General features: G+C 38.9%; 20 protein-coding genes and 1 tRNA gene. 11 read left to right on the forward strand and 10 right to left on the reverse strand.

From position 1 onward, the window contains the following. Positions 1-51: 51 nt before the first annotated feature. From AB1Z56_RS25960 to AB1Z56_RS25970, 3 genes are all read left to right on the forward strand, one after another. Positions 52-852 carry an N-acetylmuramoyl-L-alanine amidase family protein gene (locus tag AB1Z56_RS25960; protein WP_309366486.1) on the forward strand — a complete coding sequence of 267 codons (801 nt, stop codon included), beginning with the start codon at positions 52-54 and terminating at the stop codon, positions 850-852. Positions 853-913: 61 nt separating this feature from the next. Further along, on the forward strand, positions 914-1,861 hold the full coding sequence (locus tag AB1Z56_RS25965; RefSeq protein WP_309366488.1) for an MlaD family protein: 948 nt from the start codon (positions 914-916) through the stop codon (positions 1,859-1,861). Between the two features lie 315 nt (positions 1,862-2,176). Next, positions 2,177-2,341: a hypothetical protein gene (locus AB1Z56_RS25970; protein ID WP_426790518.1), complete on the forward strand. Its 165-nt coding sequence runs from the start codon at positions 2,177-2,179 to the stop codon at positions 2,339-2,341. Positions 2,342-2,371: 30 nt separating this feature from the next. On the opposite strand, the gene AB1Z56_RS25975 is transcribed toward AB1Z56_RS25970, so the two are convergent. From AB1Z56_RS25975 to AB1Z56_RS25995, 5 genes are all read right to left on the reverse strand, one after another. After that, positions 2,372-4,453: a S9 family peptidase gene (locus AB1Z56_RS25975; protein ID WP_309366492.1), complete on the reverse strand. Its 2,082-nt coding sequence runs from the start codon at positions 4,451-4,453 to the stop codon at positions 2,372-2,374. 181 nt (positions 4,454-4,634) lie between these two features. Further along, positions 4,635-6,104 carry a cell envelope integrity protein CreD gene (creD, locus tag AB1Z56_RS25980; RefSeq protein WP_426790519.1) on the reverse strand — a complete coding sequence of 490 codons (1,470 nt, stop codon included), beginning with the start codon at positions 6,102-6,104 and terminating at the stop codon, positions 4,635-4,637. A gap of 4 nt (positions 6,105-6,108) precedes the next feature. Continuing rightward, positions 6,109-6,600 (reverse strand): hypothetical protein, encoded by a 492-nt coding sequence (locus AB1Z56_RS25985; RefSeq protein ID WP_426790520.1) that lies wholly within the window; start codon positions 6,598-6,600, stop codon positions 6,109-6,111. A 51-nt stretch (positions 6,601-6,651) separates the two neighbouring features. Then, complete coding sequence (locus AB1Z56_RS25990) at positions 6,652-6,954, reverse strand: winged helix-turn-helix domain-containing protein (RefSeq protein WP_426790521.1); 303 nt, start codon at positions 6,952-6,954, stop codon at positions 6,652-6,654. Continuing rightward, a complete protein-coding gene (locus AB1Z56_RS25995; RefSeq protein WP_426790522.1) occupies positions 6,951-7,562 on the reverse strand; it encodes a hypothetical protein in 612 nt (203 codons plus the stop codon). Before AB1Z56_RS25995 ends, AB1Z56_RS25990 begins: the two co-directional genes overlap by 4 nt. A 149-nt stretch (positions 7,563-7,711) precedes the next feature. On the opposite strand from AB1Z56_RS25995, the gene AB1Z56_RS26000 reads away from it, so the two are divergent. After that, a tRNA-Leu gene (locus tag AB1Z56_RS26000) sits at positions 7,712-7,793 on the forward strand. Positions 7,794-7,861: 68 nt separating this feature from the next. Then, positions 7,862-9,187: a trigger factor gene (locus tag AB1Z56_RS26005; RefSeq protein WP_309366500.1), complete on the forward strand. Its 1,326-nt coding sequence runs from the start codon at positions 7,862-7,864 to the stop codon at positions 9,185-9,187. A gap of 299 nt (positions 9,188-9,486) precedes the next feature. Here AB1Z56_RS26005 and AB1Z56_RS26010 read toward each other — a convergent pair whose 3' ends face one another. Next, positions 9,487-13,866 (reverse strand): translocation/assembly module TamB domain-containing protein, encoded by a 4,380-nt coding sequence (locus tag AB1Z56_RS26010; protein WP_426790523.1) that lies wholly within the window; start codon positions 13,864-13,866, stop codon positions 9,487-9,489. Between the two features lie 52 nt (positions 13,867-13,918). Here AB1Z56_RS26010 and tsaD point away from each other — a divergent pair, with 52 nt between their 5' ends. Then, the gene (gene tsaD, locus AB1Z56_RS26015; RefSeq protein WP_426790524.1) at positions 13,919-14,920 is read left to right on the forward strand and encodes a tRNA (adenosine(37)-N6)-threonylcarbamoyltransferase complex transferase subunit TsaD; all 1,002 of its coding nucleotides are present in this window, start codon (positions 13,919-13,921) and stop codon (positions 14,918-14,920) included. Positions 14,921-14,987: 67 nt separating this feature from the next. Here the strand turns inward: tsaD and AB1Z56_RS26020 are convergent, their stop codons facing one another. After that, positions 14,988-15,809, reverse strand: a complete 822-nt coding sequence (locus AB1Z56_RS26020) for a hypothetical protein (RefSeq protein WP_426790525.1) — start codon at positions 15,807-15,809, stop codon at positions 14,988-14,990. 72 nt (positions 15,810-15,881) lie between these two features. On the opposite strand from AB1Z56_RS26020, the gene AB1Z56_RS26025 reads away from it, so the two are divergent. Together AB1Z56_RS26025 and AB1Z56_RS26030 are read left to right on the forward strand one after the other, a co-directional pair. Beyond that, entirely contained in the window at positions 15,882-16,790 is a 909-nt protein-coding gene (locus AB1Z56_RS26025; RefSeq protein WP_426790526.1) for an energy transducer TonB, read from the forward strand. Between the two features lie 99 nt (positions 16,791-16,889). Further along, positions 16,890-17,426 carry a hypothetical protein gene (locus AB1Z56_RS26030; protein WP_426790527.1) on the forward strand — a complete coding sequence of 179 codons (537 nt, stop codon included), beginning with the start codon at positions 16,890-16,892 and terminating at the stop codon, positions 17,424-17,426. Between the two features lie 188 nt (positions 17,427-17,614). On the opposite strand, the gene AB1Z56_RS26035 is transcribed toward AB1Z56_RS26030, so the two are convergent. The 3 genes from AB1Z56_RS26035 to aspS all read right to left on the reverse strand — a co-directional run bounded on the left by AB1Z56_RS26035 (position 17,615) and on the right by aspS (position 22,060). Then, positions 17,615-18,751, reverse strand: coding sequence for an acyltransferase (locus tag AB1Z56_RS26035; protein ID WP_426790528.1), 1,137 nt, complete (start codon positions 18,749-18,751; stop codon positions 17,615-17,617). Positions 18,752-18,823: 72 nt separating this feature from the next. Continuing rightward, positions 18,824-20,212, reverse strand: a complete 1,389-nt coding sequence (locus tag AB1Z56_RS26040) for a LutB/LldF family L-lactate oxidation iron-sulfur protein (protein WP_070564924.1) — start codon at positions 20,210-20,212, stop codon at positions 18,824-18,826. Between the two features lie 96 nt (positions 20,213-20,308). Continuing rightward, the gene (gene aspS / locus AB1Z56_RS26045) at positions 20,309-22,060 is read right to left on the reverse strand and encodes an aspartate--tRNA ligase (RefSeq protein WP_088160414.1); all 1,752 of its coding nucleotides are present in this window, start codon (positions 22,058-22,060) and stop codon (positions 20,309-20,311) included. A 435-nt stretch (positions 22,061-22,495) separates the two neighbouring features. On the opposite strand from aspS, the gene mraZ reads away from it, so the two are divergent. The 3 genes from mraZ to AB1Z56_RS26060 are packed head-to-tail and all read left to right on the forward strand — an operon-like array spanning position 22,496 to position 24,304. Further along, positions 22,496-22,957, forward strand: a complete 462-nt coding sequence (gene mraZ, locus AB1Z56_RS26050) for a division/cell wall cluster transcriptional repressor MraZ (protein ID WP_309366517.1) — start codon at positions 22,496-22,498, stop codon at positions 22,955-22,957. Between the two features lie 4 nt (positions 22,958-22,961). Continuing rightward, positions 22,962-23,876, forward strand: a complete 915-nt coding sequence (rsmH, locus tag AB1Z56_RS26055; protein WP_426790529.1) for a 16S rRNA (cytosine(1402)-N(4))-methyltransferase RsmH — start codon at positions 22,962-22,964, stop codon at positions 23,874-23,876. Between the two features lie 14 nt (positions 23,877-23,890). Further along, positions 23,891-24,304 carry an FtsL-like putative cell division protein gene (locus tag AB1Z56_RS26060; RefSeq protein WP_046673966.1) on the forward strand — a complete coding sequence of 138 codons (414 nt, stop codon included), beginning with the start codon at positions 23,891-23,893 and terminating at the stop codon, positions 24,302-24,304. Positions 24,305-24,310: the final 6 nt, after the last annotated feature.

Genomic DNA, 24,310 nt, shown 5'->3' on the forward strand with positions numbered 1-24,310 from the left:
AATAATATAGACTCATTTTGATTCGTTTATAGTAGAGCAAATAATTATTCAATGAAATCAGATTTAAGAATTAGAAAATGGTGTAGCATCGTATTTGCTACTTTGGGATTTTTTTTGTTGAATTCTTTCAAATTAAACAATGGACAACCTGCGCCTCCTGACTACCAAATAAAAACAATTGTTATTGACGCTGGCCACGGCGGTAAAGATACTGGAGCGCAGGGAAGACGGTCTTTGGAAAAAAATGTAGCCCTTGAAGTTGCGTTAAAATTGGGAAAGCAGATTCAGAAGGATATTCCAGGTATCAAGATCATCTACACAAGAACGACCGACGAATTTGTTGAGCTTTACAAACGTATTCGTTTGGCGAATGCCAATAAAGCAGATTTATTTATTTCAATACACTGCAATTCCAGTGGGGCTAGTGCACATGGTACCGAAACTTTGGTTTCTGGTTCGCATCGTTTGGGACAGCAGGATGCAGCCGTTCGTGAAAATGCTTCCTTGTTATTGGAATCAAACTATAAAGAGAATTACCAGGGATTTGATCCAAAAGACCCTGAAAGTGCCATTATCTTCTCCTTGATGAAAAACCGATTCCGTGAAAAAAGTATCCGTTTGGCACAGATGATCGAAGGTGAGTATGTGAAATCAGGCCGATACAGCAGAGGGTTCTGGGAGAAAGGATTAGCTGTACTAGCGGAAGCAGGTATGCCTGCTGTGCTGACAGAAATTGGTTTTATCAGTAATAGAGAAGAGGAAAGTTATTTGTTGTCCGACGAAGGACAGCAGGAGATCGTTGATAATTTGGTTTCTGCTCTAAAAATTTATAAAAATTCTGTAGAACGCTAAACAGATTTGCTTTTATGCTGTTTTAAAGTTAAATTAATGATCATTACTAAATAGATTATTTGTGAAAATATCAAACGAGACAAAAGTCGGCATATTAGCAACAGTTGCAATAGTTTTATTATTTATTGGATATAGCTTTCTAAAAGGAAATGATGTTTTTAGTAGCGATAATACCTTTTACACAACTTATGAGACTGTAGACGGTCTAACACCATCCAAGCCTGTTTTAGTGAATGGATACCAAATCGGGCGGGTGTCAAAAATGATCCTGCAGCCGGATGGAAAAATTAAGACTGAGTTTAAAATCCACTCTCATTATGATGTTCCGAAGAATACAATTGCCAGAATTTCAAGCACAGATTTGTTGGGCAGTAAAGCCATTGTCTTTGAAATGGGGAACAGCAAGGAATTAGCAAAGGATGGCGATTTTTTAGCTTCGGGTGTTCAACCGAATATTATGGATAAGGTTGAACCGATTCAAAAACGGATTGAAACAATTACCATTAAATTAGACTCAACGCTGTCAGTTGTTAACAATGTATTGGACAAACAGTTTCAGGATGACTTTAAAAAGAGTATCCATAGTATCTCCACATCATTAAAAAATGTAGAAGGGATTACCAAGGATGTTGAAGGTCTGGTTGGAAATGAAAAAGGAAGATTAAATAGAATCATGGCCAATTTGGAATCAATTACCTCCAATTTTTCACAAAATGGCGAGAAGATCAATGCGATTATGTCCAATTTAAATAATATAACGGATAAGGCTGCCCGATTGGATTTTGAAAAAACGATGACCAAAGTGAATGCCGCAGTCAATGATTTTCAGGAAATCACTGGAAAAATCAATAGCGGTAAAGGTTCTATCGGCTTACTGTTAAATGATGAAGCCTTATATAATAATCTTAATAATGCTTCAAAGGAAATGGATAATTTGATGAAGGACGTGAAAGAGAAACCCGGGAAATATATCAAACTTTCCATCTTTGGGAAAAAAGGCGAAAAATAAATTTCAGCAATCAGATCAAATGATATACATAAAAAGCCTGCATATAGCAGGCTTTTTTGTTTTCATGAGCCACCTTTTTGGCGATTGAATTTGTCGGCGCTCCAATCCCATAAATTAGCTTTCCCGATCTATGCTTTACCGATCGGGACTTTCCTATTGCTAAGCTTATCTCATGTTCTAAACTAACATAGTTTTTACTGCCGTTTTACAGGGTATTAACACCGGGTTAATAGGGGTAGACCCCAGTTAACCCCCTGTTATACCCCTGTTAACCCCCTGTAAAACCCTAGTTAAAGGAAAAGTTGATATTAATCAATGGTTAATAAGAGTATGGTATGGTATGGTATGGTATGGTATGGTATGGTATGGTATGGTATGGTATGGTATCGAATTGAAATAGAAACGCCACTCAATGAGTGGCGTTTCTATTCCGCTAAAACTGAAAACCTGACTAGCGATTTTATTGATCGTGAAAGTTGATGGTCCTACAATCCGATATCATGGAACTGTCTATAAGGTTTCTTTAAGCCAGGTAAAGAATTCTCTTTGCCAGACCTGTGCATTTTGCCCTGACAGAACCCAGTGATTTTCATCTGGGAGGTATACAAGACGGCTCTTAATCTTTTTGAGCTGAGCCAATTGGAATGCTGCCAGTCCTTGCCCGATTGGGACACGGTAATCTCTTCCGCCTTGAAAGATCAAAATTGGTGTGTGCCAATTATTTGCTTTTTCAATCGGGTTGAATGCGGTATAGGATTTCTCATTTTTGCTATCCCAGTACGCTCCGCCTAGTTCGTGGTTGGCGAAAAAGAGTTCTTCTGTGGTACCATACCAGCTTCTCATGTCGAATAGACCGTTGTGCGCAATGAAAGTTTTGAAACGGTTTTGATGTACACCAGCTAGCTGATAAACAGAATATCCACCATAACTTGCTCCAATTGCGGCGCGGCGTGCTGTATCCACGTAAGATTCTTTGGAGATATCGTCTATGGCTGCTAAGTAATCACGGATTGGCTGACCGCCCCAGTCTTGGGAAATGGCCTCATTCCATTTTACCCCCCAGCCAGGCATACCCCTGCGGTTTGGAGCGATGACAATATAACCTTGTGATGCGATCAATTGTAAATTCCAACGGAAGGAATAGAATTGCGTCAGCGCAGATTGAGGTCCGCCTTCACAGTAAAGTATGGTTGGATATTTTTTTGCAGGGTCAAAGTTTGGCGGATAGATTACCCATGAAAAAAGATCGGCTCCATCGGATGCTTTTGTGATACGTTTCTCAATTTTGTTTTCACTGATGCTTGCATATTTTGCATCGTTGACCTTCGTAACTGGCGTTAAAGATTTGGTTTTTAGATCAAAACTGAAGATTTCCGTTGCGCGGGTAAACTTTGTTGAGCTTACGATCAATTTATCCGCTACTTGGCCTACAATACCGGTGATGTCAAAGTCTCCTTCTGAAATTTGATGTATTTTTGGTAAACTTTTAGCTTTGATATTGGTCGGTACTTCAAGTTCAAATAATTGAACGGTACCCTTAGTTGCAGCTGTAAAATAGATTTTCCGGTTGTCGCTGCTCCAGATAAAACTATTGACCGTACCATCCCAATGTGCTGTTAGATTTAAACGAATTGAGCTGTTTTTGTCAAATAGCATGATGTCATTTTTGTCAGACTCATAACCGTCAGTCTTCATGCTGAGCCAGGTTAGGCTTTTTCCATCGGGAGAGTAGGTTGGAGCTGTATCATAGCCATTCATGCCCTCTGTCAAGTTAGAAGTCGTTCCGCTAGCGATATCATAGCGATAAATATCGGTATTGGTACTGACAGCATAGTCGGTTCCGAATTTCTTTTTACAGACATACAGCACTGCTTTGCTATCTGGAGACCAGGCAAAATCTTCGGCGCCACCAAATGGCGCTTGAGGGCTATAAAAGGCTTGGTCCTTCAATAGGTCTACCGGCTCACCAACTTTACCATCAATAAAACTCGCCACAAAAGGATGACTGAACTTACCATCATTGAAGGTATCCCAGTGCCTATAATCTAAGTTGTCATAGATATAAGCGTCTGATTTTGGCAATTCGGGATATTTATCTGTGCTGTGGTATTTTTTTACAAGAACAGACTGACTGAAGAGTATTTGTTTTCCATCAGGCGAAAATTTGACATTTTCTAAGGCGATATCGCCATTTGTCAATTGAAGTGCTTCACCCTTAGATAGGTTCTTCTTCCATAACTGCCCTTTTAGTAAATAAATTACGTCGCCGTTGGGTTCGATCTGAACGACTGTTTCACCACCTTTTTGATCGGTGAACTGATGGTTGGTGCCATTGGCCAGTGAAATCGTATATAGATTTTTTTCACTTGAATTGCTTTCCAAATTATAATTGGAAACGCCATATACCAATGTTTTGCCATCTGCAGAAAGTCCTTCGGCCGAAACACGACCAAGATCCCAAAGTGTACTTGGGTTGATCGGTTGTGGCGATTCCGACACTAATTTAAAATTGCTTTTTCCACCTTTGCTTTCTTGCGCATTGCTTAGGTTACACGCCATAATCGCTAATGTAAGTATTGTAAGTTTTTTCATCTGTTTAAACATATCTATGCCGCTGAAAAATTTCTTCGCAAGTTACAGAATTTGGTCATAAATGCTAAGGCAAGTAAAAAAATAGCCATCTCTTTCATTTAGAAATGGCTTATTTCGGGTTGTAAATCCTTATTTTTTAAGTAATATCTGGATCAACACCCAATAAAGTCGAAGATGTTGTCTATTGATCCACATGGCTATTGTCAAATTGATACCAGTTTATTTTTGTTGAAACGCGCATCAAAATCGCCAAAATGATAAAGATGCCAATTGTTCCAGCGATAAGGGAATAATCCCGAAGTTGCATAAGGATATAGATGAAGAGATAAAATAAAGCCAAAATTGAACTCAGCAACAGCGCCGATTTTTGGTCTTTGGTAATTGATTTAATGAAACTGCCAATCAACAAAACTGTAGCCACGGAAGCTGTTAGGTAAGCTAGATTAAATCCAATATGCTCGGATAGCGCAAGTAGCAATGTATAGAAAAGAACCATCGCTGCACCAATCAGAATATATTGAATGATATGGATCCGTTTTTTCTTGATCACCTCGGTGAATAGGAGCGAAGTAAAAGTCAGGATAATGACTAAAATACCATATTTGGCAACCCGTGTTGTTTTTTGATAATTGTTGATATCTGGTAAGAAGTTAATTGTAATCATGTCTTTGTTATCCAATAGGTTATTTGCGGAGACAACTGTAGCGGGGACGGTTTGTGCTGCTTTTTGCTCGTTGCCCTCATTTGCATTTTCGAGGTTGTTGTTATCGAACTGAAAGATTGGACGGGCATCGCCTGTCCATTGTTGAGGTAGCTTTCGACTGAAAGAAGGGATTTCCCAGGAAGCTGAAAAATTGGATGCTTCGGTATTACGTTTACTCGGTAAAAATGCACCAGTGAAACTTGGATTGGCCCAGTTACCCTTCGCCTGGATGTTTGTCTGGTCGCCCAGCGGGAGGAAATTTAATGATTTGGATCCTTTTAGATTTAGTTTTATCTTGAAACGATTGTCCGTTTTCTGTGGATCCAAAGGTACAGGACAAACCAAATTTTGAGTAAATAAATTGAGATTATTAAAGTCTGGTTCGAAAGTCAGTTCATTGCCATCCCAATTCAAGGATGGGCGCTTACCTAAGCCTTTAAAATCCTGGATGCCGAAAATAAGCTTGCTGCCTTTCCAGTCAATTTGCTCATGCGGGATCTCGAGTTTTTCTAGTGATATTTTGTCAAAGGAACCTTCTAATGTCATGTTGCTGTTGTAAACTACGGCATTATAAATACCTCTTGAAAGATGTTGTGGCATTATATCGGTTGCGATATTGGACGTTTTGGGTAAGACAAATATCCATTTTAGCGCTTCTCTAAGGTTAGATTTTTCCGCTTTTTCGGCAGAAAGTGGGATAGTCTCGCGATAGGGGATAGCTAGCACAGGACTGGAGATAACCTGATCCTTCCCCCAGTTTAATGCAATTCCGCCAGAGACTTCCTGTTCCCTGTTTTTCCGTTCTTCGATTAAGTCACTTATTAATGAAAGCGGAATGAGCAATATTAAGGAAAGGAAGAAGATGATAAATAGCTTTAAGACAGTAGAATTGCTGACTTTGTCAAATAGCGTTGATTGCTCTATCGGTGATGAATTGTTATTGTCCATGATTTTAGCTGTTTAAGTTTATTTGAATATTTTTACTGTATAAGGCAATTTGAAGCTCTGTTAGCTGCCAATGCAAGATTTCTTTAAATTCTAAATGGTGAAAGCTTTGAAGCGATTGACCTTTCTGAAAATGCTTTTTGTAATAGCCGAAATGTTCCGGAAATAAGATGCTGCCAATAAAAATCATGGCCATGAGATACAAGCTGATCTTTCCATTGCCTAACAATAGAAACTGCATGGCGATTTCATCCTGTATCTCCGTTCCGGTTTCAGTCAGGATATGAAAGACATCGTGATTTTCCAGTTTAGGCATGACATCGAAACCTTTACTTTCATAAAAGAGTCCCAGGTTGTAGCCAATGCTTCCGATGGGGTAGGTCATGAAATCTGTTTTAGAGATTCCCCAGGCTTTTTTGTTCCATTTAAAGATGTTTGCATATACTTTGGAGGACCAATTGTAGAGATGCAGCATCAGTTTCAGTCTAATTCCTTTCATTTAATTATGTTTTAAAAGTACTTTGGTTTTCAAAGTGAATAGATAAAAAAATTATTTGTATTGCTGTCTTATTAAATTTTCAAGTGCAATAAGGTGATTTTCAAAGGCTTTAAGTCCTTTTGTCGTTCTTTTGTATCTGGTGTTCGGCTTCCGGTCGACAAAGCTTTTTTCGACAATAATGTATTCCTCTTTTTCCAATGTTTTTAGGTTGGAAGCAAGGTTACCATCGGTTACATCCAACAATTCTTTCAAAGAATTAAAATCATATTCTTCATTGGCAGCGAGAACACTCATAATTTGGAGGCGAACTCTGTTTTCAAATATTTTGTCATATAAGGAAAGATCTAATTTCACGATTCGTACTTTTTGTAAACGATAAAACCATAGATGATGTGTAGCACACCAAATCCCACTCCCCATAATAATAATCCGCTGTCCGGGAAACATATACCAATCAAACCCAGGCAGATTTCCAGTATACCCAGGCCTTTTGCTTCGGCAAAGGTATAGATACTACCCGCAGTCAGTGCCAGTCCATAAAAGATCAGCAGCATAGCAGCAATCAGCTGGTAGTAGCCTTGGACAAAAAACAACAAGGATATCATGCCACCTGTTAGTAAGGGGATTGAAACTGCAAATAAAAGAGATTTGCTGGTAATGTTCCAAATCGACTGCTTATTTTTTCTCGCCTTTTTACGTGCCATTAGCCAGCCGGTCACTAGGGATGATAAGAGGACGATGAGCGCAATCATTAAAAACAGTAGGGGCCTATTCAGATTTTGGCCCAATAGTAAAGCGGTACTTTCGGGTTGATGTATAATATAGTATCCCAATAGCGTTCCCAGCAAAGCATAACAGCCCATGAGTACACCTGATAATCCGCTTATAGAAACAAATTTGGACGATTTCTCCATTAATGATCTGATCTGCCCAAGTTCTCTAAATAAATCTTTCTGTTCCATAAAAGTACTTTGATATTCAAAGTAAATGAATAATAATGAATTATACAAGAACAAAAAAAAATATTGAAAAAAAGTAAAAAAAAGAGTGAAAAATACTTGCAGGATATAGGTTTGGTTTCTATCTTTGTGGCATCAAAAGAAATCCTAATGCGGAAGTGGCGTAATTGGTAGCCGCACCAGACTTAGGATCTGGCGCCGCAAGGCGTGGGGGTTCGAGTCCCTTCTTCCGCACTTGATGTCCTCCCGAACTTAAAACCTCGGGAGGATTTTTTTATGAATGCGATATAGCTAAAAAGAGTATGAATATTTCACACGAGAATGTAGATGCAATCAATGCGGTAGTTAACGTCGCATTAGCACCTGAAGATTATAATCCTCAAGTCGACAAAGAGATTAAAGCGCAAGCTAAAAAAGCAAAATTACCAGGTTTCCGTCCAGGTCAAGTTCCTGTGGGACATATCAGACGTACTTATGGTAAATCTATTTTATTTGATGAGATCAATAAATTAGTGAATGAGAAAATCACCAATTATATTGCTGAAAATAAATTAGAAGTTTTAGGTCAACCACTTCCTTTGGAAGATGATGCACAATACAGTTGGGATTATAAAGACAATTTCAATTTCAAATATGAAATTGGTCTTGCACCTGCTTTTGAATTACCTTTTACTGCTGAGACAGAATTTACTTCGTACGAAATCAAAGCTGATGAAGAGACATTGGCAGATCGTATCAAAAACTTGCGTCGTAGCTATGGAAAAATGACTAATCCAGAAGTATCTGAAGAAGGTGATGTATTGTATGCAACATTGAAGCAAGATAAAGAAGAAGGTCTAGAAAAAACAACTTCTATCCGTACAGATATCGTAGAAGATGCAAAGATCAAAAAATCATTGGTTGGTCTTAAAAAGGATGATGTTGTTAAGATTGATGTTAAGAAAGCATTCAAAACTGAAGATTTAGCACGTATCTTAGGCATCACAGAAGAAGAAGCAACTGCTTTAGACGTTACTAAATTTGAATTGACTGTTAAGAACATCAACCGTTTAGAGGAAGCTGATCTTAATCAAGAATTTTTCGATAAATTATTCACAGAAGGTGAAGTAACAGAAGAAGCTCAATTCACAGAAAAAGTGAAGGAAGAAGTGGAGAACTTATTCAAGCAAAATTCAGATCAAAGATTACGTAATGATATGTATACTTTTGGTATGGAGAAGGTTGATGTATCTTTCCCGGAAGAATTCTTGAAAAGATGGTTGAAAGCAACTAACCCAAGCATTTCTGAAGAAGAATTGAACGAAGGTTTTGCCGATTTCTTGAACAACTTGAAATGGACGATCATCGAAAACCGCGTTGTTACTGAAAATGGTCTTGAAGTTAAATATGATGAAGTTATCAATTTAGCAAAAGAACGTATCTACGCGCAAATCAAGATGTATAACATCAACGAAGAACCTTCTGATGAGCAGTTGAACCAATTTGCAATTCAATTGTTGCAAGATAGAGAACAAGGTAACCGTTTGTTCGAAGAAGCTAAAGCTTTAAAAGTATTTGATCACTTGAAAGGTTTAGTGAAATTGAACGCTAGCGATATTGAATACAAAGAATTCGAGAAATTAGCATAAGCTATTTTTAGATAAAAAGAGAGTCCCTTCAATCTATTTGGAGGGACTTTTTTATTTTCAGTGCAGCGCGTCGCGTGGTAGCAGCTTAGACACTATTCGTTTATTGTTGTTCAGATCATCCACAGATCGCCTGTGTTGGCCGTTATATGGAGCTGGAAAAAGATCTACTGGTGGAATCGAAACGGACTCCCAAAATAGGGGCAATGCGGTTGGGATTAGAGGTAGACTGCCAAAATTGAAAGAGGTCTGCTTGAATTGGAAGAGGCCTGTTGAAATAGCAAAGGGACTATTCGGAAACGTTAATTAACCTTGCTTTTCTTTGTATCGGTGGGGGTAGTAGGGATACTTTTCTTACCAAATGGGAATAATCTTTTTAAGAACTCTGAGAACGTATTGAATTCCTGCCGATAGAGTAATCCAAAAGCGCTGATATATTCACCATCGTTGGGGCTGAGTAGAAAGTTGCGGGTATTGAGTCGATTGGAAGCACGTAAGACTAAGCGACCATCCTTTCGTAAATAAAACATGGCCTCGGCATCCGTTGAGACCCGATCTGAAAATACATTCAAATCTGTTAGGGCCTGACTTCTTCGGTCGGAGATACCGCCTGTCAAAACAAGCCTATCGTTGAACAAGCGAAGCGAGGCTGATGCGTCGTTTAAAGATTTGATATTAATATCAAAGAAGTTGATGTTGAGCGACTGCGCGATGATGTTGTTGATCTGGTTGAATGCTATTTCAGTTCCTGCAGATAACAAGGTGTTATTCACTTCCTTTCCGAAGTCTGTCTGTGTACCAGGGGTAAAACTTCGTCTTACGATTAGACTAAGCGCTTGTTGATTGACATTGTTGGCATCTGAAAAGTATCCTTGTAGTTCATCTTTAACCCCGGGGTTTTGTGGAAAGTTGATATCGAATGTAATCTCAGGCTGACTTAATTGCCCTTTTAGAATCATGTCGGCCTGTGCTAATACACGTTCTGGGTTTTCTTCCCGCCCAGCTGCATTATACAAAGGGGCCAAGCTTGTTCGCTGTTGGTAGATGGCGTTGATATTGATATTCGCTTCTGTCGGGTTTCCTGCCCAACGTACGGTACCGCCCTCTTTGAGATCAAAAATCTTATTGATGTAATCTTGGGCGGTGAAATTGAATTTTCCACTGTTTATGATAAAATCCCCAAACATTTCAAAATCGCCCAAAGAAGATATCCGCATGTTGAGATTGCTGTTTCCTCTTCCTGATAACTCGCCCATACTGGAAAATAGATTTATTTCTGCATTTGGGTTGATCAAAAGGTCCATATTCATCGTCAGACCATTGAAATCTCGTTTTTTAACGTTTTTCTTGGTTTTAGTTGAGTCTTTCTCAATAAAGTAGATAAAGTCGGTATCTGAGATTGTACTGGCGCTATTGAAAGGAATATTGATAATCGTATTTTCTTCGGATTTAGCACGTATATTGATGTTCATGGCGGAAGTTAATCCTTTGAACTGAAAGGTGCCCGAAGCGTAGGCGGTTCCGTAATATATATTATTATCTTTTATCGTGGTATTCAATACCATGAAATTCTTGGTTTCTGCAGTTACATCGATATCGGGATCACTCAATTTGTTGAGATCTACAACGCCGTCAATGGTTGCTACATTGTTTTTGGGATCGTATACTTTTAGCCCTGTTAGAAAAATTCGGTTATTGGTAACCGAAATTTCATCGGAAAGCCGGTAAGGCGTCTTTAGATAATTGATGACCATTGAGGCATTATCCAGTTTACCGGAGCCTGTAATTTTGGGATGTAGGATATCGCCTTCAATATCGAGATCTGCGTTAACCTTTCCTTGAATATTCGACACTAAGCTTCGTAAAAATGGCTGGAAGACGAACACATCTGTATTTGCGAGTTTAGCTTTGAGATTAAGCTTATTATTTTCGCTTAAATGGTTATAGGAACCTTGCAACTGAATCAATTTATTGCCCTCTTCTATCTTACTGTCCAGTTTGACCAATTGATTTTCGGGATCATAATTCGCATTCAGTGCTAGTGATCCGATCGGAATATTGTTATACAGGATAGGTGATGTTTTTATGTTGGCCACAATAAAGGGGGCCTTGAAGACTGAGTTAACTTCGATGCTTCCGTTTAAATTTCCAGAAAGGTTAATGCCATGGGGTTTGGTGACCCCATTTAAGGACGTAAGATTAAAGTCCTGAAATTTGAGATTGATCTGATCGCTGACTTCGTTGGACAAGATGCCGTCGATATGAACTTTTTGTTCGTCGTGACTCAGTGTCAGTTTTTCAAAGTACCATTTTCCTTTTGATATTTTCAACTGTGCATCATTATTGACAAGCCATCGCTCTTTATTGATTAAGATATTCGATGGATAGAAATTGATATAGGCAGGTTGGGCATGGGCAAAGCGAATGACGCCATTAAGATCTAGACTATTGCTTGCTTCAAGTTCCGACATTTTGATGTTAAATTGTAAACTGTCGTTTGCCAGGGTGTTTGAAATATTGACGTTTTTAATATAGGTACTGTCGGTAAAATTTATGCGATCAATGGAGGTCTGCAATTCCATATTCTTCAAATTGGCATTTTGATCGACAATCAGGTGAGTTAGCCGAATGCCATTGTATTTGAATTCGGGTGCGTAAAAATTAAAACTAGCTGTTTGTTTTTCGCTTTCAAATTTTGCATTGAGCGTTGCTCCGCTGTCTAACGCGATATCCTTTCGAAAGAATGTTGCGATAGGCTTAAAGGAAGTTATATTAATATTCAGGTCAAAGTCCTGGCGGTTGAAAGTGTTGTTTTCGAACCCTATCGCTGGAGCGTAACGCATAGCTAACGCTTTAAAATAAGGAACTATCGTATTGAGGTCTATTCTTCCTTTGAGATCAATGTGTCCGATAGCCGACTGTAAGGTTAGGGAGCGTGCATTTTCATCTCCTTCGGCAAGGAAATTGATGTTGCGGATGACGAATTGGCCCTTAGAGGAAGTGAAATTGACACTGTCTGATTTAAATTCACCGGTAATATTATTGATGTTGTCCCCAATTAAACTGGTGTGGAATTTCGTGTTAATAATGTTGATGGAATCCCCCTGAAAGAAGTTGAGTTTTTTTAGATTTGCTTGTTGGATATCAGCATCCAGGTGATAGTTGGGTTTGACAGACCAATCGATATCTGTGGTAAACTGTAGTTTTAAATTAGGATCATATATTTGCCCTGAAGCAAGAATTAACTGTTTATCTGTATTTCCTTCAATTTGTATATGTTGATAACTGTAATTCTTGAAATTGAAATTACTAAGATCTCCTTTTATCTTTAGGCTCATTTTCTTAGGATCGGTACCTGTTCCGTCAACCTGTAAATTGAAGCCTGTTGCTCCCAGATCTTTTAATTTTGTTATCGTACCTACATCGAACTTTTTAGATTGAAAATTGCCCGCATATTTTATTTCCTTCTGGATATCCAATAAGGCATCAGCCTCAATATTACCGATCGCAGTCGTGAAAACTCCCTTTGTCTTAAATTTATTGTATAATCCATTTAGGCTGCCTTTGAATGAAAATTTGTCGAAGATTTGGACAATTTCAGGAAGTTTAAAATTCTTTAGGTTTCCAAGATCGGTAATAACTGCATTTAAGTCTTTGTGCTCGGATGAAATTGCTATTTTGGGAACGATAAATTTAGTTTTATCGATAGCTGGTAGACCGATAATCTGAAGGTCACCTGCTAAACTCGTTTTTTTTCCAATCGTTAAATCGACCTGTGATGCGTTGATGGAAGATACAGTTCCTTCTAGATTTGCACGTTTGATATTGACGTCAAATTTGACTTGGTGCATAGGCGAGGAAAAGAAAGCAATATCCTCGGAGTGAATACGGGAATCCCGTGCACGGAGTTTGACATGGACTTTATTGATGAAGTCCGAAAAATCGTCAAAGCTGTTGTAGCTAAGTTTGATGTAGTTTTTGAATGTAGAACGGTTGGTGGCTAGCATAAGCTCACTGAGTTCGATACTTGTATTGCTGATCGTCGTGTGGGCCAGGAGACCTTTGATCACCAAACCTTTTTTTTCATGCAGGTTGAATGTCTTGATATCTGCTGAAATTTGATTGGAGTCAATTTTTATTTTATCAAAATGTGCATTGAGTTTTGATATCCCCAAATCCCCAAAATCGACCACTTTATTGTAATGCTTGCGTTTATGATTAACATAATTGAAAGCATTGTTTTTGATGACAAGTTCCTTTATATCAAAAATTATTTTTTTTGAACTTTTCTTTTTTTCTTTCTTAGGTGGGTTGAAATAACGAATCAAGAATGAAATATTAGAGCTGTCTTGAAATTGTTCAAAGGAGGCTTCCGTATCTTCTATTGTTAATTTGTTGATTACAATTTTGTTCAGCTCAATGAATTGCGAGAGGTTAACATTGGCTTCTAATTTTCCTGATTTTAATATTTCTTTTCCCTGTGGGTTGTAAAGTTGAAAATCCTCTACGACAATCGATCTAAAGGGTTTGAAATAGATGCTTTTGAGGCTTATTTTTGTGTTTAGTTCGTTGGACAAATAGTTGACAGCTTTTTGGGCAACATAGTTTTGTACCGGTTTCAACTGTAGAGATAACGCCAATGCAAGCAGTATAACGAATATACTGCCGAGGACTATTGACACTATTTTAATTATTTTTTTGATACTTTTGTATTAAAATTTATTACCTCCAGCTATGGCTATTATTTTAGGAATTGAATCCTCTTGTGATGAAACCTCCGCTTCTATCTGTATTAACGGTGAAATTCGTTCAAATGTTATTGCAACTCAGGCAATCCACGCAAAATATGGTGGAGTGATTCCCGAGCTCGCTTCACGTGCTCATCAACAAAATATTATTCCAACGGTGGAAGAAGCCATTCGCCAAGCAAAAGTAAGCAAAAATCAAATAGATGCAGTGAGTTTTACGCGAGGACCGGGATTATTAGGTGCACTTTTGGTCGGGACGTCCTTCGCTAAATCATTTGCACTTGCGCAGAACATCCCCTTAATTGATGTAAACCATATGCAGGCGCATATTTTGGCGCATTTTATTGATGATCCGAAACCTAGTTTTCCTTTTTTATGTCTTACGGTTTCTGGTGGACACACCCAGATCGTGCTGGTGAAGGATTATTTTGAAATGGAACTTTTAGGAGAGACATTGGATGATGCCGCGGGAGAGGCTTTTGACAAAACAGCGAAAATTTTAAATCTTCCTTATCCTGGAGGACCACTTATCGATAAATTTTCGAAAGAAGGTAATGCTGCTGCTTATAAGTTACCTGAACCGCAGATCCCGGGTCTTAACTTTAGTTTTTCAGGATTGAAAACGGCGATACTCTATTTAGTTCAAGATCAATTGAAGCAGAATCCGGATTTTTTGACTGAAAATATGGCCGATCTATGTGCAAGTGTACAATCCCGTATTGTTTCGATCTTGCTGAATAAATTAAAAAAGGCTGCGAAGGAAACAGGTGTAAAAGATATTGCGATAGCGGGTGGAGTTTCGGCCAATTCGGGCTTGAGACAAAGCTTAATTGAGATGGGGGAGAAATACAACTGGCGGGTTTTCATTCCTAAATTTGAATATTGCACCGATAATGCTGCAATGATTGCTATCGCCGGTTATCATAAATTTTTAAAGAAAGATTTTGTAGGCCAAGACGTTGCTCCTATGGCTAGGATGCATTTGTAGTTAATACAGGTATATGAGTTTCCCCGGACACTGTCCTTCGGTGCAGGGGAAACTTAAAATTGTTTATTTATAAGGGGGAACTGTACCCATAGGCTTGTGCCGCAGAGGTAAATAAGTTTTTCTTTGGCTGGTAAAAGTTCAGTTCATAACCCTCAGCACCCCAAAAGATGCTGATAAAACTAATTCCTTGCTCAGAACGCAATACTGTTAGTATCTGAAAAGCCTCGTTGTCAAACTGACCGCCATCATCAACACGCCAAGTGCTGATATCATCGTATAAAGCCGGGAAATCCAAATTGATCAGCTGTTCGTCCTTTGCGTAGGAAAATACAGCTAAAGCAGAATCTTGTTGATTTTCAAATACCGTAAGATTAAACTCGGACTGATCACTGAGGGTGGCAACTGTCGTACTTTTATTAATCTTCCTATTGTATTTCTTCTCAAGCTGTTCCTTAATCGCTGGAGAAGTTTCTTTTTGAACTTTTGTAAACTTCTCAATTTTGTACTGATCTAAAAAAGCCTTGTTGACAAGCATGCCAAATTCGCCGGATTTAATTGCGTCACTAATTTTAAATAACGAACCTTCACTATTCGCGAAGTTCTGCGCGGTCTGTCTTCCGTTACTCTCTTTGTTATCCATTTTATTCTGAACAAACTCAAGGGGGCTAACTTGATTTTCCACAATGACATAATTATATTTTTCCGGACCCTCCATTGCTTGATCCATAGGAAGAGCGATTAGTGAGTCCTTTTGCTGGTTTAAAAAACCAAAATATGGCGAAATTGTCTCTTCCTTATTTTCATGCTTAATTGCAGTCTTGGATTGATTTTGATTGTTACCACAAGCATGTAATGTAAGTAGAAAAATAGCTGAAAAAAGTGACTTCATAAGTATTTTGAATTTTTTTGTGAAATATAAGGCTTTCGTTCATCATAATGAAAAGATTTAAACTTTAATGTTATGATGAACTCTAAATTGAATATCTACCGCAAAGAATGGCTGGACGTTATTTTTGCTGGTCGTAACAAAATGTACGGTGCTTACGAGTTGCGAAATCTCTCTGATAAAGCAACAAATGTGGGTTTGGGAATTGTTGTTTCTTTTGCAGTTTTGCTGATCGCAGGATCCTACACGTATAATAAATATTTTAAGCAAACTGTTCCGCCCGTGATTTATACAGTTCAAGATATTGGACCCGACATGCTGGAAGAAATTCAAAAGAAGGTAGAGGAGAAAGAAGAGGTTCCTGAAGAACCTGTCATGATGAAAGAGAAAGCCCCGCAGCAGGTTGCGCAAGATGTATCCAAATTTGATCTGGTGAGAATGCCTGATATAAAAGTGGCCAAAGCAAATCAAGTTACGGAAGAACTTGTGAGTCAGGATGAGTTGAAAAATCCCAATACAATGACCTCAAGGATCACATTGAAAGCAAGTCCATCGGGTACATATATTGCGCGTGGTGAATTTGGTTCTTCAAAAAGAGATGGTGATATTACTGGTTCTAAAGATGGTTCATTGTCCGGAGGCGGAACTGATGATAATTCTAATAGTACATTTACATCAGTAGAAATTATGCCAACACCTGTAGGGGGACTGCCTGCCTTTATGAAGTGGATCGCCGAGAATTATAACTTTCCACAACAGGCCTTAGACCAAGGAGTTTCGGGTGTTATAGAGGTTTCTTTTGTCGTTGAAAAAGATGGATCACTGACAGATATTGCTGTTAAACGTGATATGAAATTTGGTACGGGAGATGCTGCTATAAACTTATTGAAGAAAGCGAAAAAATGGAAACCAGGGGTACAAAATGGACTTAAAGTGCGTGTAGCGTATACTTTACCGATCCGTTTAAGTGCTGTCTCACAATAAATGCTTCTTAACTTTATTTAACAGATCATCAATTAAACTTTCGATAGCTGAGGCGACTCTTACTAATAAATAAGTTGAAAAAGAGTACTTATTAAAAGAATGATTGTTGGTTTTATAAAAAATAAAGAAATGAAAAAGTTGATGTTAAGTTTGGCGTTATCTGGATTGATGTTAGCCGGTTTCGCTCAAGAAAAAAAAGATGTTAAACCAGAAATGAAAGAAATGCAAACTTCTATGCATAAACACAAAGGCGGAAGAATGCATGATGGTTTTAAAAATAAAACTCCAGAGGAAGTTGCTAAGATGAAAACTGATCGCATGGATCAAAAGTTGAAATTTACAGACAAACAGCGTAAAGATATCTATGCCTTTAATTTGAAGCAAGCAAACGACCATCAGAAATTAGCTGCTGAGCATAAAGAACATCGCGCAAAAATGAAAAAACAACGTGTGGCAGAACATGAAAAAATGATGGGAATGTTAACTCCAGAGCAACAAAAAACGTTAAAGGATTCCTACGCTGAAAATCGTAAAATGCACAAAGAACATTGGAAAAAAGACAGACAGCTAAAAAGAAAAGACTTAAAAAAAGGTGAAGTAACTAAAACAAATGATGCCGACGTAAAAGCATCATAAAAATTAAACAAGGATAGTTTTCATATTAAATATTGGTGAGTGTTAGTAGAGGAGGGAACCGTTGGTTCCCTCTTTCTTATTATGTAAGCTCATGCTTAATACCTAAGCTCATCATTTGTTCGATGTGTTTTGTCTAGCTCAAAGGTTACACGATTGCAAAATGCTTCGGTATTCCCATCAGGATGCGCTTATTTGATAAACCTTCTTGTTATTGAATTACTATTCATTAGTTTAGTGATCAGATAGCTAAGACTAAAGCCAAGTACCGCTATGGAGAGGATTTTCAATGTTGCTGGAAGATTAGGAATGTTTAAGAAGGTATCCGTCAGCGCCTGAACAATAATAAAATGCGATAAATAGATGCCGAAGGTGGCTGAAGAGATACGTTTTATCCATGTAGATTCAGGTATCTTTAGTTTTTGTACAACAAGGAAAATGGCTATGGTCATCAGCGCGACGTTGATATTACAGAAATACCAGATCACCTCGAGGTTGGCATAATTTCCGGGATAGTATTTTTGAGTCGCCAAGAAGCCAAAAAATGTGGCTAAAAATCCAACAATAAATAAAGGTAAGGCAATCGCTATGGTCTTGGTGATAGACCATTGAAATGGATAGTTGACCAGATAATAAGCTAATACAATGTAGCCAAGGAAACCTGAAAAATAATAGAAGGTGCCAAATTCATTCCAGTTACAGACTCCCCAGATCCCCATCTGTTCATAATTTCCCGTATATCCCATTGTTGGAGCAATCATTTTGATGTATGGAATGAGAAGTGTGACTATCCAGAATGCAAGAAAATATTGAATGTCTTTTTTTGTTGCCTGATTCAACCAGCTGCCGATGATAGGTATGATGAGGTATAGACCAATTAACATATACATATACCATAGGGGGGTAGTATCGTAGTTAAAATTAAATATTGCGGTATAAATTTTTGTAATTGTTGCTTGCATCGTAAAATTATTCATATCGATCAACGCACTGGGGCTACTTTTAATGAAATTCAGGTATACAAAAAAAGCGATTGGCAATACAATTGACCAAAAGATAAGTGGAACAATTATTCTTCCAATTCTCTTTCTATAAAAGGTGGCCAGATCGGTCTTAACGGGAAAAAGGAGTATACCTGACATCATCGCAAATAAGGGTACACAGGCGCGGACAATACTTCCCCAGAATACACCTTGATGAAAGGTGCTACTGTTATCGAAGGTTCCGACAAAGGCGTCGCAGCTGTGGGATATGAGTACCATGAAGCAGGCGAGAATGCGCAAGAAATCAATCCATGGAAGATAAGTTTTTGTGTTTTCGGAAGTCATTTGTAATGAGGTTTGGGAGCGAAGCTAACAAAAAAAGTGGCATTAGCTTGATCGTCTAATGCCACTTTTTTGTTATTCTTTATTTTTTTGATGTTCTTTCCATTGTTTGGAGAAAGATTTGTCGGCCAATTTGGGTAGTTCCCGTTGATCTCCCCAGGTTTTCTGAAAGAGTTTTTTGAGGAAGAAATTTTTGAATTTCCCACCAAAGAAATCGATCAGTTTTCTGCGCATTATCCCGTAGGTAAACCACTGCCATACTTTTTGTTCCGTTTTTGTTGCCAGCCCCTGATCAACTGAATCTTTTCTGTTGACGAGAAGCATGCGCTGTATGTCAATACCAACGGGACAGACCTCTGTACATTTTCCACAGAGTGTGGAAGCGTAGCTTAGGTGTTTGAATTCTTTCATGCCATTTAAATGTGGCGATATGAGCGATCCAATTGGACCCTGATAAGTCGTTTCATAAGTATGCCCACCGATATTCTGATAGATTGGACATACATTTAGACAAGCACCACAGCGGATGCAATATAAGCCCTGACGTTGTTCTTTTTGCGCTAAGAGTTTGCTGCGGCCATTGTCAAGCAGTATAACATACATTTCTTCGGGGCCATCCGATTCATAAGGCTGTTTTGGCCCAGTGAGTAGCGTATTGTATACCGTTAGATTTTGACCCGTGCCATGTGTGGATAGGAGTGGCCAAAAGACTTCCAAATCTTGTACGTTGGGAATGATTTTTTCTATTCCAACGACGGCGATATGTGTTTTGGGGAAGGTCGATGTCAATCGGGCGTTTCCTTCATTTTCGGTAATTGCTATACTTCCAGTTTCGGCAATTAAGAAATTGGCTCCTGTAATCCCAATTTCTGCCGATAGGTAGCGATCTCGAAGTAATTCACGGGCCTTCATTGTAAGTTGCTCCGCAGATGCATCTAGCGGTGTGTCAAATTTCTCGTGAAAAAGCTTGGCAATATCTTCCAGGCTCAGATGCATGGCCGGCGTAACAAAATGATAGGGTTTTTGGTCCAGTAGCTGAATGATATACTCGCCAAGATCAGTTTCTATGGCTTCAATATTTTTGGAGGCCAGAAAATGATTAAGCTCGATCTCTTCTGTCGCCATCGATTTTGACTTTACGACAGATTTTGCTTTTTTACGTGCAATGATCGAATAGATTTCGTCTAAGGCTTCCGTAGCATCGTTGGCCCAGATTACTTTTCCGCCTCGAGCCGTGAAGTTTGCTTCAAATTGCAACAAATAACGATCGAGATTTTCCATGACCTTCCATTTGATCAGGTTCGCTTTTATCTTGCTATTTTCAAGGTCCGCAAATTTGCTCTTGCCTTTTTCGAAAGCCATGCTGTATTTGTCGATATTGTAATTGATAATATCGCGGTGTTTGGTGTCAAATGCTTTTTGCGCACTTTCCTTAATAAACGTATTAGCGGTACTCTCTGCCATCTAATCTGCTAATTTTTCACAAAAAAAGTTGGTAAAAATTACCAACTTTTAAATATACTGTTAATAAATTGTTTCTCGAAAATCGAGTTAAATAATTTATGCTTTTATCGCAATATTTAAGCTTAGCTCGTCCAGCTGCTCTTGGTGGATGGTTGACGGGGCGTCAATCATAACATCTCTTCCCGAGTTATTTTTTGGGAAGGCAATGACGTCGCGGATAGAATCTAAACCTGCCAATAAGGATACTAGTCGATCAAAACCAAAGGCCAATCCACCATGTGGGGGAGCACCGAAGGTAAAGGCCTCCATAAGGAATCCAAATTGTTTTTTTGCTTCTTCAGGACTGAATCCTAAATGTTTGAACATGAGCGATTGAAGCTCTCTGTCATGGATACGGATTGATCCACCACCGACTTCTACACCGTTTAAAACAAAGTCATAGGCATTTGCTCTTACTTCTCCGGGATTGGTATCTAAAAGTGGAATATCTTCCGGTTTTGGTGAAGTGAATGGGTGGTGCATGGCGTGGAAACGGCCACTTTCTTCGTCCCATTCCAATAGTGGGAAATCAACGACCCATAATGGTGCAAAGGTTTCTTTGTTGCGGAAACCAAGTTGTGACGCAACTTCAAGGCGTAATTCATTGAGTTGTTTGCGAACTTTGTCTGTTCCACCAGCCATAATTAACAATAAGTCGCCAGGTTTCGCGTGGAACGCTTCTGCAATTGCCGACAGTTGTTCTGGCGTGAAAAATTTATCAACGGACGACTTGACTGAACCATCTTCATTCACACGCGCATATACCAAGCCCGTTGCACCAATCTGTGGACGTTTGATAAAATCTGTCAATGCATCCAGTTGTTTTCTGGTATAATGCGCACAATTTTCCGCATTGATACCAACCACTAACTCTGCTGCATCAAATACAGGGAAACCTTTTCCTTTGGCAACCTCGTTTAGTTCAACAAACTGCATTCCGAAACGGATATCCGGTTTGTCTGATCCGTAAAGGCGCATCGCATCTGCGTAAGTCATACGCGGAACATTCCCTAAGTCGATACCTTTGATTGTTTTGAAGATATGTTTTGCAAGTCCTTCAAAGATATTTAATACATCTTCCTGTTCTACAAAAGACATTTCACAGTCTATTTGCGTGAATTCTGGTTGGCGGTCTGCACGCAAATCTTCATCACGAAAACATTTTACAATTTGAAAATAGCGATCAAATCCTGAAACCATCAATAATTGTTTGAAGGTCTGTGGGGATTGTGGTAACGCATAAAATTCTCCAGGATTCATACGGGAAGGTACGACAAAGTCGCGTGCTCCCTCTGGAGTTGATTTAATCAGGTATGGGGTTTCTACTTCCAGGAAGTTTTGGGAGTCAAGATAACGACGTACCTCTTGTGAGGTCTTATGACGTAAAATAAGGTTTTCACGTACGGGGTTACGACGTAAATCCAGGTATCTAAACTTCATTCTGATGTCATCACCACCATCTGTTTCATCTTCTATTGTAAAAGGAGGTAATTTAGCGGCATTTAATATTTCAAGATTTGAAACCTTGATTTCAATATCTCCTGTAGAGATTTTAGCATTTTTATTGGAACGTTCGATAACTTCTCCGGTTACCTTGATGACATATTCTCTTCCGAGCTCACGGGCACTTGCGCGCAAGGAAGCATCATCATCTGCATTGAACGTTAATTGTGTGATACCATATCGGTCTCTAACATCGATGAAAGTCATACCGCCCAAATCGCGCGATTTCTGAACCCATCCACTTAGGGTAACCGTTTTCCCTAAGTCAGCTAGTGTTAATTCTCCACAAGTGTGTGTTCTGTGCATATCGTTATGAAAATTATATTTGACGCAAAATTATTGGTTTTACTCGACAATAACGAATTCTGTTTAGGTTATTTGAGTAGCCTCCTCCCACTTTCTTCCACATGTTTTGTTTCTGTTTTTGATGTCTCCCACTTTGCCCCCTTTTTTGAGAAAAATTAGGTAAAATTAAATTTCTAAAGAGGAAATTTTTACAATTCATTTCTGTTTTTGACAAAAAAAAGTGCGATAAATCATGTTTTGTATAATAGCTTTTTTTTTGGATAAATAGGTGTTTAACTGTTTGTAAATAAGGTTTTATACATGTTTCTTCTGAAGTCGACTTCTGTTTGTTGTAGCTATTTTTCGATGTGGAAAACTTTTTTATGTGATAAAGTGGGGGAAAGTGGGAGAAAGTGTATACTTTTACATTTAAATTAGAATAGGATAATTGACGATATGACTCAGTTGATCGGAGAATTCGAATGCAAGTTAGACGCCAAAGGAAGAATGGTGTTGCCAGCTGCGCTCAAGAGGCAAATGCCTCATGTAGAGCGGGATGGTCTTGTGGTGAATCGCGGTTTTGAGAAACATCTGGTATTTTATCCGCGGGAGGAATGGGATTTGATGACAGCCAAGCTGGCGAAATTGAATCAATTTGATCCTAAAGTTCGTGCGTTTGTCCGTGCTTTTACACGTGGCGCCACAGAATTGACATTGGATGCTGCGGGTCGTGTTTTGTTACCCAAAAGTTTGTTGGAATTTGCGGGTATAAACACTGAGTTGGTTTTGGCTTGTCAGTTTAATAAGATTGAGGTTTGGTCAAAAGAAGGGTATGACGAATTGATGGGTGATGGCGGAGTGGAGGATATATCATCTTTGGCGGCTGAGGTAATGGGAGATATTAATTTTGGATTATAAGTGTATGGAGAATGTATATCATGTTCCGGTAATGTTACAAGAATGCATGGATGCTTTGGCTATAAAGCCGGAGGGTATCTATGTGGATGTGACTTTTGGTGGTGGTGGTCATTCTCGGGAGATTCTGAAGAGATTAGGGCCGAAGGGGAAGCTGTTTGCTTTTGATCAAGATCCGGATGCATTGGAAAATGCAATTGACGATCCTCGTTTTACATTGATACATCAAAACTTTCGGTTTTTAAAGAATAGTCTTCGTTTGGAAGGTGTACGTTCTGTAGATGGTATCTTGGCAGATTTGGGTGTTTCTTCGCATCAATTTGATGCTGCGGACCGTGGCTTTTCCATTCGTTTTGATGCAGACCTGGATATGCGTATGGATCAAGTTGGTGATCTGGATGCGAAGTCGCTGTTGGCAACCTATTCGGAGGAGGATCTTCATCGTATTTTTGGTATGTATGGTGAGATCATGAATGCCAAGTCGCTTGCGAAAACAATTGTTACTGCGCGTTTATCACAGCCGATCCAGACTGTTGCTGAATTGAAAGAGGTGATTCAACGTCTGGTTCCAAAAGGTAAAGAACATAAGTACCATGCGCAGGTATTTCAGGCTCTTCGTATAGAGGTGAATCGTGAGTTGGAGGCTTTGCAGGAATTTTTGTTGCAGACAGTTGATGTGCTCGGTGTGGAAGGCCGATTGGCTGTGATGTCCTATCACTCTTTGGAGGATCGTTTGGTTAAAAATTTTATGGCCAAAGGTAAGTTTAAAGGGGAAGTTGAAAAGGATTTTTTTGGAAATGAAATTAAGCCATTTCATGTGTTGAGCCGTAAAGCAATTACGGCATCTGCGCAAGAGTTGGCGGTAAATAATAGATCGCGCAGTGCGAAACTGCGTATTGCTGAAAAGTTGGATTTGTCTTAAAATGGAGCGAGAGGATGAGCAGAAATACGATAAGACAGAAAGAATTGAGTGAAGAAGTTCAGGAAGAACTACAAGAAACTGTCGAAGAAAAGGCGGAAGAAACAGAAGCGTTTATTAAAACGCTTTTTACCGTTGGAGACCTTTCGTTAAATAAAATATTGCAGTACTTGCCTTTCGGAGCCTTTATCGCCTTTCTGATGTTGTTGTATATTTCCAATCGTCATTTTGCAGAGCGAACTATTCGGAGTATCGATAAAGTAAGTAAAGAGGTGAAGGAATTGGGCTGGGATCATAAGTCTCTTTCTGCCGAACTGATGAAGATGTCTACACAGACAGAAATTGCAAAACGAGTGGATTCTTTGGGGTTGAAAGAGCGTGTGGAGCCGCCGATCAAAGTTGAAGTTATAGAGAATAAAGAAGATAAATAGGAAGAG

Source organism: Sphingobacterium sp. WOUb80 (assembly GCF_050058145.1).
Taxonomy (GTDB): domain Bacteria; phylum Bacteroidota; class Bacteroidia; order Sphingobacteriales; family Sphingobacteriaceae; genus Sphingobacterium.